Annotated in this window: 13 protein-coding genes; 10 read left to right on the top strand and 3 right to left on the bottom strand. The window is 66.3% G+C overall.

Annotation, left to right across the window (positions count from 1 at the left end; translation table 11 throughout):
- Positions 1–251: 251 nt before the first annotated feature.
- From C0099_RS15505 to C0099_RS15460, 10 genes are all read left to right on the top strand, one after another.
- Positions 252–821: a DUF3305 domain-containing protein gene (locus tag C0099_RS15505; RefSeq protein ID WP_164084953.1), complete on the top strand. Its 570-nt coding sequence runs from the start codon at positions 252–254 to the stop codon at positions 819–821.
- On the top strand, positions 818–1498 hold the full coding sequence (locus C0099_RS15500) for a DUF3306 domain-containing protein (RefSeq protein ID WP_102248263.1): 681 nt from the start codon (positions 818–820) through the stop codon (positions 1496–1498). Before C0099_RS15505 ends, C0099_RS15500 begins: the two co-directional genes overlap by 4 nt.
- A complete protein-coding gene (locus tag C0099_RS15495; RefSeq protein WP_102248262.1) occupies positions 1495–3225 on the top strand; it encodes a 4Fe-4S binding protein in 1731 nt (576 codons plus the stop codon). Before C0099_RS15500 ends, C0099_RS15495 begins: the two co-directional genes overlap by 4 nt.
- Positions 3226–3229: 4 nt before the next feature.
- Entirely contained in the window at positions 3230–3841 is a 612-nt protein-coding gene (locus C0099_RS15490) for a TorD/DmsD family molecular chaperone (protein WP_102248261.1), read from the top strand.
- A 66-nt stretch (positions 3842–3907) separates the two neighbouring features.
- Entirely contained in the window at positions 3908–4117 is a 210-nt protein-coding gene (locus tag C0099_RS15485; protein WP_102248260.1) for a twin-arginine translocation signal domain-containing protein, read from the top strand.
- Positions 4118–4165: 48 nt separating this feature from the next.
- A complete protein-coding gene (locus C0099_RS15480; RefSeq protein WP_102248259.1) occupies positions 4166–7045 on the top strand; it encodes a formate dehydrogenase subunit alpha in 2880 nt (959 codons plus the stop codon).
- Between the two features lie 24 nt (positions 7046–7069).
- Positions 7070–7660: a formate dehydrogenase FDH3 subunit beta gene (gene fdh3B, locus C0099_RS15475; RefSeq protein ID WP_102248258.1), complete on the top strand. Its 591-nt coding sequence runs from the start codon at positions 7070–7072 to the stop codon at positions 7658–7660.
- A 66-nt stretch (positions 7661–7726) separates the two neighbouring features.
- On the top strand, positions 7727–7921 hold the full coding sequence (locus C0099_RS15470) for a hypothetical protein (protein WP_102248257.1): 195 nt from the start codon (positions 7727–7729) through the stop codon (positions 7919–7921).
- A gap of 11 nt (positions 7922–7932) precedes the next feature.
- Entirely contained in the window at positions 7933–9009 is a 1077-nt protein-coding gene (locus tag C0099_RS15465) for a formate dehydrogenase subunit gamma (protein WP_102248256.1), read from the top strand.
- A gap of 68 nt (positions 9010–9077) precedes the next feature.
- Positions 9078–9596, top strand: coding sequence for a DUF6505 family protein (locus C0099_RS15460; RefSeq protein WP_199797634.1), 519 nt, complete (start codon positions 9078–9080; stop codon positions 9594–9596).
- Positions 9597–9710: 114 nt separating this feature from the next.
- On the opposite strand, the gene mobA is transcribed toward C0099_RS15460, so the two are convergent.
- The 3 genes from mobA to C0099_RS15445 are packed head-to-tail and all read right to left on the bottom strand — an operon-like array spanning position 9711 to position 12340.
- Positions 9711–10289 carry a molybdenum cofactor guanylyltransferase MobA gene (mobA, locus tag C0099_RS15455; RefSeq protein ID WP_102248255.1) on the bottom strand — a complete coding sequence of 193 codons (579 nt, stop codon included), beginning with the start codon at positions 10287–10289 and terminating at the stop codon, positions 9711–9713.
- On the bottom strand, positions 10286–11128 hold the full coding sequence (locus C0099_RS15450) for a formate dehydrogenase accessory sulfurtransferase FdhD (protein WP_102248254.1): 843 nt from the start codon (positions 11126–11128) through the stop codon (positions 10286–10288). The genes mobA and C0099_RS15450 overlap by 4 nt, the downstream gene beginning before the upstream one ends.
- Before the next feature lie 36 nt (positions 11129–11164).
- Positions 11165–12340, bottom strand: coding sequence for an MFS transporter (locus C0099_RS15445; protein ID WP_102248253.1), 1176 nt, complete (start codon positions 12338–12340; stop codon positions 11165–11167).
- Between the last annotated feature and the right edge of the window lie 12 nt (positions 12341–12352).

The following is a 12352-nucleotide window of genomic DNA, read 5'->3' as shown; positions in this document are numbered from 1 at the left end:
ACAGACCGCACCGCACGCGCCGTGTTCCGCCCTGGAGGCCGATCCCGATGTCATCGAGACCATCGTGCACTGCAGCATGGTGCATTTTGTCGCGACACGTTGAAAACTGCGTCAATTCGTCGCGAATCTTCTTTGCGATGCCGGCGAAAAGCCTTTTATCCAAAGGTGTTTACGTGTTTTCACGCTTTGGCATAGCGGTTGCTATCAACTATAAAAAGAACCTAGGCAATTGCCTGCATAGGAGTCGCCGTTTGAATCAACAAGTGCAGTCCGACGATCACGACGCAGCGACCTGGTCCCACGACGCGATCCTGCCGGTGGCGCTGATGATTGCGTCGCCGCCGCCCGAACACGCCGCGGACGCGATGCTGTGGCACGTCACCGGTGTGGTGGTGGGCGAACATTTTGCCTCGCCCACCCGCGAGTGCACCAAGGTGCGCTCCGGGCCGCACGGCGACATGTTCCTGTGGCGGGGTTTCTCGCTGCGCCTGCGCCCGGCGCAGGCCGAGGACTACGCGCTGAATCTGGGCAGCGACCGCCCCGAGGTGTTCGTGATCGGGCGCTTCGTTCCCGACGGCGGTTTCGAGCCCTGGGAAGTCACGGTCAGCCTGGACCGCGCGCAGAATCTGGATGCGACCGACCTGCGCGGTGCCGAGGACGTGGTGCTGGCCGCGCCCATGCCCGACGAGGTCGGTGTGTGGCTCGAGGCCTTCGTCAACGCGCACTACGTGCCGCGCAAGCGTGGCAAGGGCCGAGGCAAGCGACGCAGCAAGGCGATCTACGATGCCGAGGTGGGTGACTGGGCGGGAGACGAGACATGATGGACGAGTCGCGCAACGACATCGCGGAGCAGGACGGTGGCGTGCCGTTCCTGTCGCGTTGGTCGCGGCGCAAGCTCGGCCGTGAGGTCGAGGCGCCGCGCGAGACCGAGAGCGTGGAGGCACCGGTCGCGGCCGAGGCCGCAGTCGCAGCGAGTGAAGTCCGTGACGACGACCCGATCGACGCGCGCACCGGCAAGCGCCGCTCCGAACTGAGCGACGAGGACATGCCCGATGTCGAAACGCTGTCGCCGGACGCCGACGTTTCGATGTTCTTCGGCGGTCAGGTGTCGCAGTCGCTGCGCATGCGGGCGCTGGCCAAGGTGTTCAGCAACCCCAAGTACAACGTGTGGTGCGAGTGCGCCGAATACGCCGAGGACTACAACGCCTTCCTGCCGATGGGCGACATCGTGCCGCACGACCTCAAGTCGGCCATCGCGCGCGAGGCCGACAAGCTCTACCGGCGCCTGACTGACAAGGGTCTGCGCCTGAGCCCCGAACAGGCCCAGGCGCACGTCGCCGCCGAGATGCGCGGCGAGCGCGTGCCCGATCTCGAATCGACACTCGTCGCCGAGCAGACCGGCGAGATGCAAGCGGGCGACACGGACCACGGGATGTCCGACGTCGCCGCCGACGAACCCGCGGGGCGCATGCCGCCCCCCGACAAAGAGGCCCTATGATCGATCTGAGCAGTCTCTACCAAGATCCCGTATTGCGCAGTGGCGAGGCGGCTTCCGCCCCGCGCATGGCGGCGCTCGAGGCAGCCTATTCGGTCGATGTCGACGCGACGTCGCTGGTCGCCTACGAGTCGACCGGCTACCTGCTGATCATCGGTGCCGAGCGTGACGCGCTCGAGTGCGCCGACCAGTTGCGCGAGCGCCTGCACTGTACGGTGGTCGCGACCGCGGCTGCGAACGCGCTCTCCGAGGAAGCGCGTCGTGCGCGCGACGATGCCGCGCGCGTGCAGTTGCTACGCGGCGAGCCAGGCGAACTCACCGGCCATCTGGGGCGCTTCACGATGGCGATGCGCCTGCCCGACGGCAGGGAAGTGTCGCCGGCGGCGCTCACACGCCCCGACCGGCCGTGGTTCGATCTGGTGCTCGACCTGCGCCGCGAGCCGGCGATGCGTCACGAGGTGCCACCCTTCGGCTACTACGCGCCGGCGGGCGACTCCGCGCGCCTGATCGAGATGCTCGCCGAGATTCCGGAGATGACCGGCGAATTCGAGAAGCCGCGCTTCTTCGCCTACAACGCCGACATCTGCGCGCATGGAGACTCCGGCCTGATCGGCTGTACGCGCTGTCTGGACGCCTGCCCGACCGGCGCCATCAAGTCCCTGGGCGATCTGGTCGACGTCGATCCCTACCTGTGTCAGGGGGCGGGCACCTGTACCAGCGTGTGCCCGACCGGGGCGATGACCTACGCCTATCCCGGGCCGCGCGACCAGATCGCACGCATCAAGCGCATGCTCGCCACCTTCCGCGAGGCCGGCGGCGAGCAGCCGGTGCTCGTCTTCCACGACGAAGAATCCGGCCTGGAGCGGCTCAAGTCGCTGGCCGACGGCCTGCCGCCGAACGCGCTGCCGGTGCAGCTGGCCGAGATCGGCGCGGCCGGCATCGACACCTGGCTGGCGGCGCTGGCCTACGGCGCGAGCCGCATCGTGCTGCTCGACACCGCGAACGTGCCGCCGACCGTACGCGCCGCGATGCGCGAACAGATCGACTACGCGCGCCAGTTGCTCGACGCGATGGATCTGGACGGCTCGGCGCGCCTGGTGTGGCTGGGCAACGCCGACGATCCCGGCGGGGTGCTCTCCTGTACCCTGCCGCCGGCCGTGGGTCGCGCGGCGAGCTTCGATACCTTCAACGAGAAACGCGGCACGCTGCGCCTGGCGCTCGATCACCTGTATGAGCATGCGCCGCAGCGTCCGCCGGTTACCCGACTGGCCAAGGGCGCGCCGTTCGGCGAGATCATCGTCGACCGCGACGCCTGTACCTTGTGCATGTCCTGTTCCCAGGTGTGCCCGACGCGCGCGCTCACCGATGCTGGCGACACGCCGCGCCTGTCCTTCACCGAGGACTTGTGCGTGCAGTGCGGCCTGTGCGCCCAGGCTTGTCCCGAGGACGCGATCACGCTCGAGGCGCGTTTCCTGTTCGACTGGGACGAGCGCCGCAAGCCGCGCGTGCTCAACGAGGAAGAACCCTTCTGCTGCATCCGCTGCGGCACGCCCTTCGCCACGCAGAGCGTCATTGGTCGCATGACCGAGAAGCTCTCCGGCCACCACATGTTCCAGTCCGACGAGGCCATCCGCCGCCTGCAGATGTGCGGCGACTGTCGCGTCACGGACATGTTCGCGAAGGATCTGGAAGGCGGCTCCAAGCCGCGCTGGCTGGGACCGAGGGATTGAGACGATGAGCGAACAGGCATTCGACACCGCTACCGAAACCGATCCGGTCGACGCGCTGCGCGCCGGAACCTGGTCATTGCTCGGCCGCCTGCTGATGGCGCCGCCGGACGCCGGGACGCTGGGCCGTCTGGTCGAGGTCGGCTCGGCCGGCCCGGCGGGCGACACGATAGGCGAGGCATGGCAGCGCCTCGGCGAGGCCGCGCGCACTGCACGCGACGACGCGTTGCGACGCGAGTACCAGGACGTCTTCATCGGCGTCGGCGGCGGCGAGGTCACGCCCTACGCGTCCTGGTATCTGCGCGGCATGCTCGCCGACCGTCCGCTGATCGAACTGCGTGACGATCTGGCCGAACTCGGCATCGAGATGGGTGAGGGCTGCAGCGAGACCGAGGATCACGCGGGCGCGATCTGCGAAACCATGGCCTTCGTCATCGTCGACGAGGACGTGGATCTCGACTGGCAGCGCGACCTGTTCCGCCGCCATGTCGACAGCTGGATGGGACGCCTTTTCGAGGACATCGGGAAGGCCCCCAGCGCGGATTTCTACCGCGCCGTGGCAGCGCTCGGCGAGGCCTTCGTGGCGCTCGAGCGCAGGGTTTATGCAATGTCGGCGTGAGCCGACAAAACTGACAGCGGCGAACTGATTCGCTACTGGGTCAATGACGACGAGAAGGAGTCGGAGATGAAGAAGAGAGACGATGCAGGGCTGGAGTCCCGGCGCAAGTTCATGAAATCGATGGCCTTGACCGGGGGAGGCGTGGCCGTGGCCGCGACCATCGGCCAGGCATCGGCCGACGAGCCGCAGATCGACGACGGCGCGACGGCCGATCGCCCGACCGGCTATCACGAGACCCAGCACATCCGGGATTACTACGCCAAGGCGCAGTTCTAGCGTGACCGCGACCGCCCCTGAGCGCGGTCATCAGTGAGGAGACGAGTCATGAAATTGGTCAAGAAAAATGCTGCGGCACCCAAGCCGATCATGGCGGGCCTGCTGGGCAAGACGGTCAGCCGTCGCGCCTTCCTGCGCGGCTCGGGCCTGGCCGTCGGGGGTGCTGCCGTCGCGGGCATGATGCCCGGCACGATGGTCAAGAAGGCGCGCGCCGCGCGCTCCATCGATCCCAAGGCCGAGATCAAGCAGATCAAGACGGTCTGCGGCCACTGTTCGGTGGGCTGTTCGACCATCGCCGAGGTGCAGAACGGGGTGTGGATCGGCCAGGAGCCGGCCTTCGACAGCCCGCTCAACCTCGGTGCGCACTGTGCCAAGGGCGCGGCCTTGCGCAACCACGGCCACAGCAAGCGTCGGGTCAAGTACCCGATGAAGATGGTGGGCGGTAAATGGGAGCGCATCAGCTGGGATCAGGCGATCAACGAGATCGGCGACAAGCTGTTGTCCATCCGCGAGGAATCCGGGCCGGACGCGCTGTGGTTCGCCGGTTCGTCCAAGGCCAGCAACGAGGGTTCCTACCTGCAGCGCAAGTTCGCCGCCTTCTGGGGCTCGAACAACTGTGACCACCAGGCGCGTATCTGCCACTCGACCACGGTCGCGGGTGTCGCCAACACCTGGGGCTACGGTGCGATGACGAACTCGTACAACGACATGCTCAACGCCAAGAGCATCATCATGTGCGGTTCCAACGCGGCCGAAGCCCACCCGGTGGCGATGCAGTTGATCCTGCGTGCCAAGGAACAGGGCACCAAGCTGATCGTCATGGACCCGCGCTTCACGCGTACTGCGGCCCACTCCGACATCTATGTGCGCTTCCGTTCCGGCACCGACGTTCCGCTGATCTGGGGCATCCTGTGGCATGTCTTCGAGAACCGGTGGGAAGACACGGAGTACATCCGCCAGCGCGTCTACGGCATGGACAAGGTGCGTGCTGAAGTCGCCAAATGGACGCCGCAGGAGGTCGAGCGCGTGACCGGCGTGAGCGGCGATGCGCTGCTCGAGGTCGCCAGGACGCTGGCCGAGAATCGGCCGGGCACCTTCGTGTGGTGCATGGGCGGCACGCAGCACACCATCGGTTCCAACTACGTGCGTGCCTACAACTGCCTGCAGCTCGCGCTGGGCAACATCGGCAAGGAAGGCGGCGGTGCCAACATCTTCCGCGGCCACGACAACGTCCAGGGGGCGACCGACGTAGGGCCCAACCCGGACAACCTGCCTGGCTACTACCCCATCAACAACGTCGGCTGGACGCACTGGTCACGCGTGTGGGGCGTCGATCTGGACTGGTTGCAGAACCGCTTCGACCAGACGGAGTACGACGACGGCAAGGGCGGCACGATGAAGCCGATGAACACCGGCGGCATCACGGTGTCGCGCTGGATCGACGGCGTGCTCGAGGACAAGGCCAACATCTCGCAGCGCGACAACATCCGCGCGGCGATGTTCTGGGGTCATGCGCCGAACTCGCAGACGCGTGGTCCCGAGATGAAGCGCGCCTTCGAGAAGCTCGACCTGCTGGTCGTCATCGACCCCTACCCGACCGTCTCTGCCGTGCTGCACGACCGCAAGGAGAACACCTACCTGTTGCCGGCGGCCACGCAGTTCGAGCAGGCCGGTTCGGTCACCGCGTCGAACCGCTCGCTGCAATGGCGTGACAAGGTCATCGAGCCGCTGTACGAGCACAAGCCCGATTCCGAGATCGCCTACCTGCTCGCCAAGAAGCTCGGTTTCGCCGACGAGATGTTCAAGAACTACGACATCCAGAACAACATGCCGACCGCCGAGTCGGTGTTGCGCGAGATCAACCGTGGTACCTGGACCATCGGCTACACCGGCCAGAGCCCGGAGCGCCTCAAGGAGCACATGAAGAACCAGCGTCACTTCGACGTGGCGACGCTCAAGGCGCAGGGCGGACCGCTCGACAACGAGACCTACGGCCTGCCATGGCCGTGCTACGGAACGGCCGAGCTCAAGCACCCGGGTACCCACGTGCTGTACGACCCGAGCAAGCACATCATGGAGGGCGGCGGCAACTTCCGTAACGCCTTCGGCACCGAGTACCAGGGCGAGAACCTGCTCGCCGAGGGCTCCTGGTCCAAGGGGGCGGAAATCCAGGGCGGCTACCCGCAATTCACCGCGGACATCCTCAAGCAGCTTGGCTGGTGGGATGAACTGACCCCCGAGGAGAAGGCCGAGGCCGATGGCAGGAGCTGGACCACCGACCTTTCCGGCGGCATCCAGCGCGTGGCGATGAAGCACGGCTGCCACCCGTTCGGCAACGCCAAGGCGCGCGCCCACGTGTGGAACTTCCCGGATCCCATCCCGGTGCACCGCGAGCCGCTGTATACGCCGCGCTACGACCTCGTGGCCGACTATCCGACCTACGATGACCGCAAGGTGTTCTACCGCCTGCCCACGCGCTGGAAGTCGGTACAGGCCAAGGACTACTCCAAGGAGTTTCCGCTCGTCCACACCTCCGGGCGTCTGGTCGAGTACGAAGGCGGCGGCGAGGAGACGCGTTCCAACCCGTGGCTGGCCGAACTCAAGCAGGACATGTTCGTCGAGATCAATCCGGCCGATGCCAACGACGTCAACATCAAGGATGGGCAGACGGTGTGGCTGGAAGGTCCGGAAGGCGGTCGCATCAAGATCAAGGCCCTGGTCACCACCCGTGTGGGTCGTGGCACGGTGTTCACGCCGTTCCACTTCGGCGGTCACTTCCAGGGGCAGGATCTGCTCGACAAGTACCCCGAGGGTTCCGCGCCCTATACCCGTGGCGAATCGACCAATACGGCGACGACCTACGGTTACGACGCGGTCACGATGATGCAGGAAACCAAGACCACGCTTTGCCGTGTGGTGCCCGCATAAAGCTGGATAGAGAGGAGAGCCAAGATGGCGAGAATGAAATTTCTCTGTGACGCGGAGCGCTGCATCGAATGCCAGGCCTGTGTCACCGCATGCAAGAACGAGCACGAAGTGCCCTGGGGGGTGAACCGCCGCCGCGTCATCGTCATGGACGACGGCAAGCCCGGCGAGAAGTCGGTGTCGGTGGCGTGCATGCACTGCACCGACGCGCCCTGTGCGGCGGTCTGCCCGGTGGATTGCTTCTACACCACCGACGACGGCATCGTGCTGCACGACAAGGATCTGTGTATCGGTTGCGGCTATTGCTTCTACGCGTGTCCGTTCGGCGCGCCGCAGTATCCCAAGCAGACCGCCTTCGGCGTGCGCGGCAAGATGGACAAGTGCACCTTCTGTGCCGGCGGCCCGGAAGACACGAACTCCGATGCCGAGCTCACGAAGTACGGCACCAACCGCATCGCCGAAGGCAAGCTGCCGCTGTGTGCCGAGATGTGCTCGACCAAGGCGCTGCTCGCCGGTGACGGCGACGTCGTCGCCGACATCTATCGGCAGCGCGTCATGCGTCGTGGCGGTCGGCCCCAGACCTGGGGCTGGCAGGCGGCCTATGGTGCGGGCGCCTGAAGCCGACAGCCTGCGGGGCCTGGCGGCCCCGCAGGCATCGATGCGAACAAGAACAGGAGTGAGACGATGCCGTACAAAGCGATGCTTGTCGCGCTGGCGTTTGCCAGCGTGTCCCTGCTGAGTGCCTGTGATTCCGAAATGACCGTGTATGAACCGGGTGTCTACAAGGGCAAGCACGACGAAACGGCCACCCGGGAAGCCGCGCAGCAACGGGCTGAACCGCTGCGCGAACGTGCCCTGTCCGGCATGACCGACCGTTAGGAGTACACGTCATGAGCGAAGCAAAATCCGCAAACCCGCAGCGGCGCTGGCGCGCGACGCTGTGGAGCATACTGGCGATCCTGGCGCTGTCCGTGGTGCTGCCGTCCATCGGCTACGTCATGGCGCAGTCGGGTGGTGGCACCGCCTTCGGCGATCGCGACGCCAACCCGCGTGCCGAGATGTGGCGCGACGCGCGCGAGGGTGAGGGTGGCTTTACGACCCAGACCGGGCCGTATGTCACCAACACCATGATCTCCAACGTCGGCGAGAACTGGCGACAGTTCCGCACCGGTCCGCTGATGGAGTACGGCGGCTACTTTCTCGCCGCCGTCGTGATCCTGATCGCGCTGTTCTTCCTGATCTTCGGTCGATCCAAGCTCGAGCATGGCCGATCCGGCATGACCATTCCCCGATGGAAGGGCTACGAGCGGGTGCTGCACTGGTTCGTCGCGATCTCCTTCATCGTCCTCGCGATTACCGGTCTGAGCCTGCTCTTCGGCCGCGAGGTGCTGATCCCGCTGTTCGGCGCCGCAGGTTTCGCCGGGTTCGCGCAACTGTCGATGACGGTGCACAACTATCTCGGCCCGGCGTTCTCGGTCGGCGTGTTGCTGATGATCTTGCTGTGGGCGCGTCACAACATCCCCAACCGCACCGACATCGAGTGGTTCAAGGCCGGTGGCGGCATGGTCGGCAAGAAGCACCCGTCGGCCGGCAAGCTCAACGGTGGCGAGAAAGTGTGGTTCTGGGGCGGGGTGTTCCTGCTGGGCATTCTGGTGAGCGCCAGCGGCGTGATCCTGGATTTCCCGATCTGGGGGCAGACGCGCGAAGACATGGCGCTGGCACAAGGCGTGCATGCCATCGCCGCGATCCTGTGGATCGGCTTCTTCCTCGGTCACGCCTACATCGGCACGCTGGGCACGGAAGGCGCGCTAGAGGGCATGACGCGCGGTCGGGTCGACGTCAACTGGGCCAAGCAGCACCACGACCTGTGGTACGAGGACGAGATCGCCCGGGGCGTCAAGCCCGAGGCCGAGCAGTCTTCGTCCTCGGGTGGAGCAGGCGCCGGCGTGGGTCAGCCGAGCCACTGACGGACCGTTCGAGGCAACGACTGAACGGGCGGCGGGGAAACCGGCCGCCCGTCTTTACTGGAGTGGATATGAAGTTTCTGCAGGTCGCGCGTCTCGATGACAGCGACGAGTACGTCTACAGTGTCGCGGCGCGCACCGACGAGTTGGCCGTGACCGGTTCCTTCGTCTTCTCGTTCGCCGAAGAGGATCCGGCCGGGCTCACCGGCAAGGGGGCGCAAGCGTTCCGCAACGGATTCCTCGGGCTGGACAGCTTCGGCTGGGCCACCGTGGTGCGCGTGGTCGAGATCAGCGACGCGCAGTACGCCGAGGCGATCGAGCGCCTCGCGCGGCATTTCGTCGAACAGTACGGCGCGCCGTCGATCGATGCCGCCTTGCCGGTGGCGCGCCAGGAGGTCGAATATGCCTCGGGTCTGTGCGAACACCCCGCGGGCACCTTGCTGACCGTGGAACGGCAGGCCGAGAACGGCGAGATCCACGAGTCCTTCAAGCGCGTGCAGCCGCGCCAGAATCAGGTCGCCGACTGGCAGGGCAACAGCGGTGAAGTGCGTATCTGGGACATGTTTCCGGAGGCCGACAGCAAGCATTGAGCGCAGCGGGCGCCGCGAAGCAATCTCAGGTTGTAGGTCGTGGCGAGCGAAGCGAGGTGCGACATCCCCGCATTCCGACGGCGGCGTCGGACTTCGCCTGGGGCTCACTCCGACCTACGACTCGCGGCTCAAGTCCTCGCGCGTATTGATGTTGCGAAAGGCCGCTTCCTGATCGTCGAAACACACCTCGACGATGTTCAGCGTCGAATACCAGGCATCGATCTTGCGCCCGCCCGATTCCAGGAAGGCCGTCAGGTGCGACAGCACCTCGCGCCGGCACAGGCAGAATACCGGGTGGGCCTGATCGAAGGTCTTGGCCACGGCCAGATCGGCGCCGGCTGCTTGCAGCGAGTCGTGCAGACGCGCGACCAGATCTTCGGGCAGAAAGGGCGAATCGCACGGTACCGTGACGACCAGCGGGTGATGCGCGCGCGTGAGCGCCGCATGCAGGCCGGCCAGCGGGCCGGCGAAACCACCGATCTCGTCCGGAAAGACCGGATGGCCGAATTCGGCATAGCGTTCGGCGTTCTGGTTGGCGTTGATCAGCAACTCGTCGACCTGCGGTGCGAGTCGTTCGAGCACATGCGCGGCCATCGGTCGTCCGTGCAGTTCCACCAGACCCTTGTCGACACCGCCCATGCGTCGTCCCTGGCCGCCGGCCAGCAGCACGCCGCTGATCTTTGCGTCGCTCATCGCTGGAACCGCTCCTCGCCAGTGAACAGTAGGTAGTGTCTGCCCTTGGCGCGGCCGAGCATGGTCAGGCCGACCTTCCGCGCGATCTCCCAGCCCATCTGCGTCAGTCCCGAGCGGGACACCAGCACCGGAATGCCCATCTGCGCGGTCTTGATGACCATCTCGGAGGTCAGCCGGCCGGTGGTGTAGAACACCTTGTCGCCGCCTTCCAGGCCGTCCAGCCACATCTGCCCGGCAATCGCGTCGACGGCGTTGTGGCGGCCGACGTCCTCGAAGAACATCAGGATGTCGCAACCACCGTCCGGGGTGGGCTGCGCGAGCGCGCAGCCATGCACGGCACCGGCGGCCTTGTAGACCGTGTCGTGCTTGCGCACCGCCTCCATCAGCGCGTAGTGCTGTGCTTCAGAAAAGGTCCAGTCGGTGGGCAGTTCCAGCGTGTCGATCTCGTCCATCAGGTCGCCGAACATCGTGCCCTGGCCGCAGCCGGTGGTCACCGTGCGCGTGGCCATCTTCTCCTCGGCGTTCTTCAGGCCGTTGCGGGTGGTGACCGACACTGCCTCGACCTCCCAGTCGACCTGCACCGAGGCGATCTCGTCGAGACTGTCGACCAGACGCTGGTTGCGCAGCCAGCCGATGGTCAGCGCCTCGGGTGCGGCGCCCAGCGTCATCAGCGTGACCATCTCGCATTTGTCGACGTAGATCGTCAACGGATTCTCGCAGGAGATCGAGGTCGGCACCTGTTCGCCATGCTCGTTGGTGGCCGGGATGGTGACGGTCAGCGGGCGGGTCGCCTCGCTCAGCAGCGGGCGGCGCGGTGCTTGCGGTTCGGGGTGATTCATTGCGGTACTGCCTTGGGTTTGCCATTGTTCCTCATTCTAGCGCGCATCGTCTCGTGCCTCCGGCGACGGAGGCAGCCAGAACAGCGCACCCAGCGTGCAGCAGGCGAGCGCAGCCATCATCCACAGCAGCGTGGCGAAGCCGGCCTGATGCACGACCGGTCCGAGCAGCCACACCGCGACTGCGCCAGCGGAAAACGACACCGCCAGGCGCATGCCGGCCACACGCGAGCGCATGCGGTCGTCGACATGACGCACGATCATCGCCTCGGTAAACGGAATCGCGCCGAAGATCGCGATCATGAAGCCGGCCTGCAGCACATACAGCCACCATCCCTGGGCGTGCGCCGCGAGCGCCAGCAAGGGAATCTGCAGCGCGATCACGGCGATGTAGAGCGGCTTGAGCGTATAGCGGTCGATGAGTCGGCCCACCGCCAGCTGCGCGAGCGAGGCGAGCGCATACACGCCGGCGAGCAGCGCGCCCAGCGTCGCCGGGTCGCCGGTGATCGGCGCGAGGCGCTCGCGCAGCAGTTCGTAGTTGGCGTTGGTCGAGAAGTTGAACAGCAGGCTGCCCGTCGTCGCGGCGAGCGTCATCACCAGGAACAGGCGCAGGAACAGCGCGCGCGGCACGTCCGGCCGGCTGCGCGCGCGACGAGCCGGCGGCAGTGCGTCGTCGCGCGCGAGCAGCGCGAAGGCGATGCCGCAGCCGATGGCGACGGCGCCCGGCACGGCGAAGGCCGCGCGCCAGTCCACATGCTTGACGAGAAAGCCGGTGACGATCGCCGCCAGCGCCACACCCAGATTCCCCGCCAGGCCGTTGATGCCCAGCGTCCAGCCCGGATGCGGGCTGGTGCGCACCAGCATCGGGATGCCCACCGGGTGGTAAATCGATGCGAAGGCGCCGAGCAGTCCCAGTGCGATGGCCAGTTCCAGCGGCGTGCGCGCGCATGCGACGAGCAGCGCGGCCGTGCCGATGCCGAAGAAGAACACCAGCATCATCGGTCGCCGGCCCCACAGGTCGCCCAGCCGGCCGGCGGGCAATGCGCCCAACCCGAACAGAAAGAAGGCCAGCGTGCCGTAAGGCATCAGCGCCTCCCAGCGCGGCAAGCCGAAATCGGCGGCAATGGCCGTGACCGCGGTGGCGAAGATGAGCAGAAACATGTGGTCGATCGCGTGACCGACGTTGAGCAGCCAGGCCGTTGCCCTCTCCTGCATTCCCGCCTCCCA

This window comes from Pseudazoarcus pumilus (assembly GCF_002872475.1).
Lineage (GTDB): Bacteria > Pseudomonadota > Gammaproteobacteria > Burkholderiales > Rhodocyclaceae > Pseudazoarcus > Pseudazoarcus pumilus.
The sequence above is the reverse complement of the archived record's forward strand: the minus strand, read 5'-3'. Positions and strand labels throughout refer to the sequence as shown.

Excerpts from the sequence above, each read along its gene's own strand:
- C0099_RS15450 (WP_102248254.1), bottom strand. The coding sequence starts at position 11,128 with ATGAATCACCCCGAACCGCAAGCACCGCGCCGCCCGCTGCTGAGCGAG.
- fdh3B (WP_102248258.1), top strand. The coding sequence starts at position 7,070 with ATGGCGAGAATGAAATTTCTCTGTGACGCGGAGCGCTGCATCGAATGC.
- C0099_RS15445 (WP_102248253.1), bottom strand. The coding sequence starts at position 12,340 with ATGCAGGAGAGGGCAACGGCCTGGCTGCTCAACGTCGGTCACGCGATC.
- C0099_RS15465 (WP_102248256.1), top strand. The coding sequence starts at position 7,933 with ATGAGCGAAGCAAAATCCGCAAACCCGCAGCGGCGCTGGCGCGCGACG.
- C0099_RS15460 (WP_199797634.1), top strand. The coding sequence starts at position 9,078 with ATGAAGTTTCTGCAGGTCGCGCGTCTCGATGACAGCGACGAGTACGTC.
- C0099_RS15470 (WP_102248257.1), top strand. The coding sequence starts at position 7,727 with ATGCCGTACAAAGCGATGCTTGTCGCGCTGGCGTTTGCCAGCGTGTCC.
- mobA (WP_102248255.1), bottom strand. The coding sequence starts at position 10,289 with ATGAGCGACGCAAAGATCAGCGGCGTGCTGCTGGCCGGCGGCCAGGGA.
- C0099_RS15490 (WP_102248261.1), top strand. The coding sequence starts at position 3,230 with ATGAGCGAACAGGCATTCGACACCGCTACCGAAACCGATCCGGTCGAC.
- C0099_RS15500 (WP_102248263.1), top strand. The coding sequence starts at position 818 with ATGATGGACGAGTCGCGCAACGACATCGCGGAGCAGGACGGTGGCGTG.
- C0099_RS15495 (WP_102248262.1), top strand. The coding sequence starts at position 1,495 with ATGATCGATCTGAGCAGTCTCTACCAAGATCCCGTATTGCGCAGTGGC.
- C0099_RS15480 (WP_102248259.1), top strand. The coding sequence starts at position 4,166 with ATGAAATTGGTCAAGAAAAATGCTGCGGCACCCAAGCCGATCATGGCG.
- C0099_RS15485 (WP_102248260.1), top strand. The coding sequence starts at position 3,908 with ATGAAGAAGAGAGACGATGCAGGGCTGGAGTCCCGGCGCAAGTTCATG.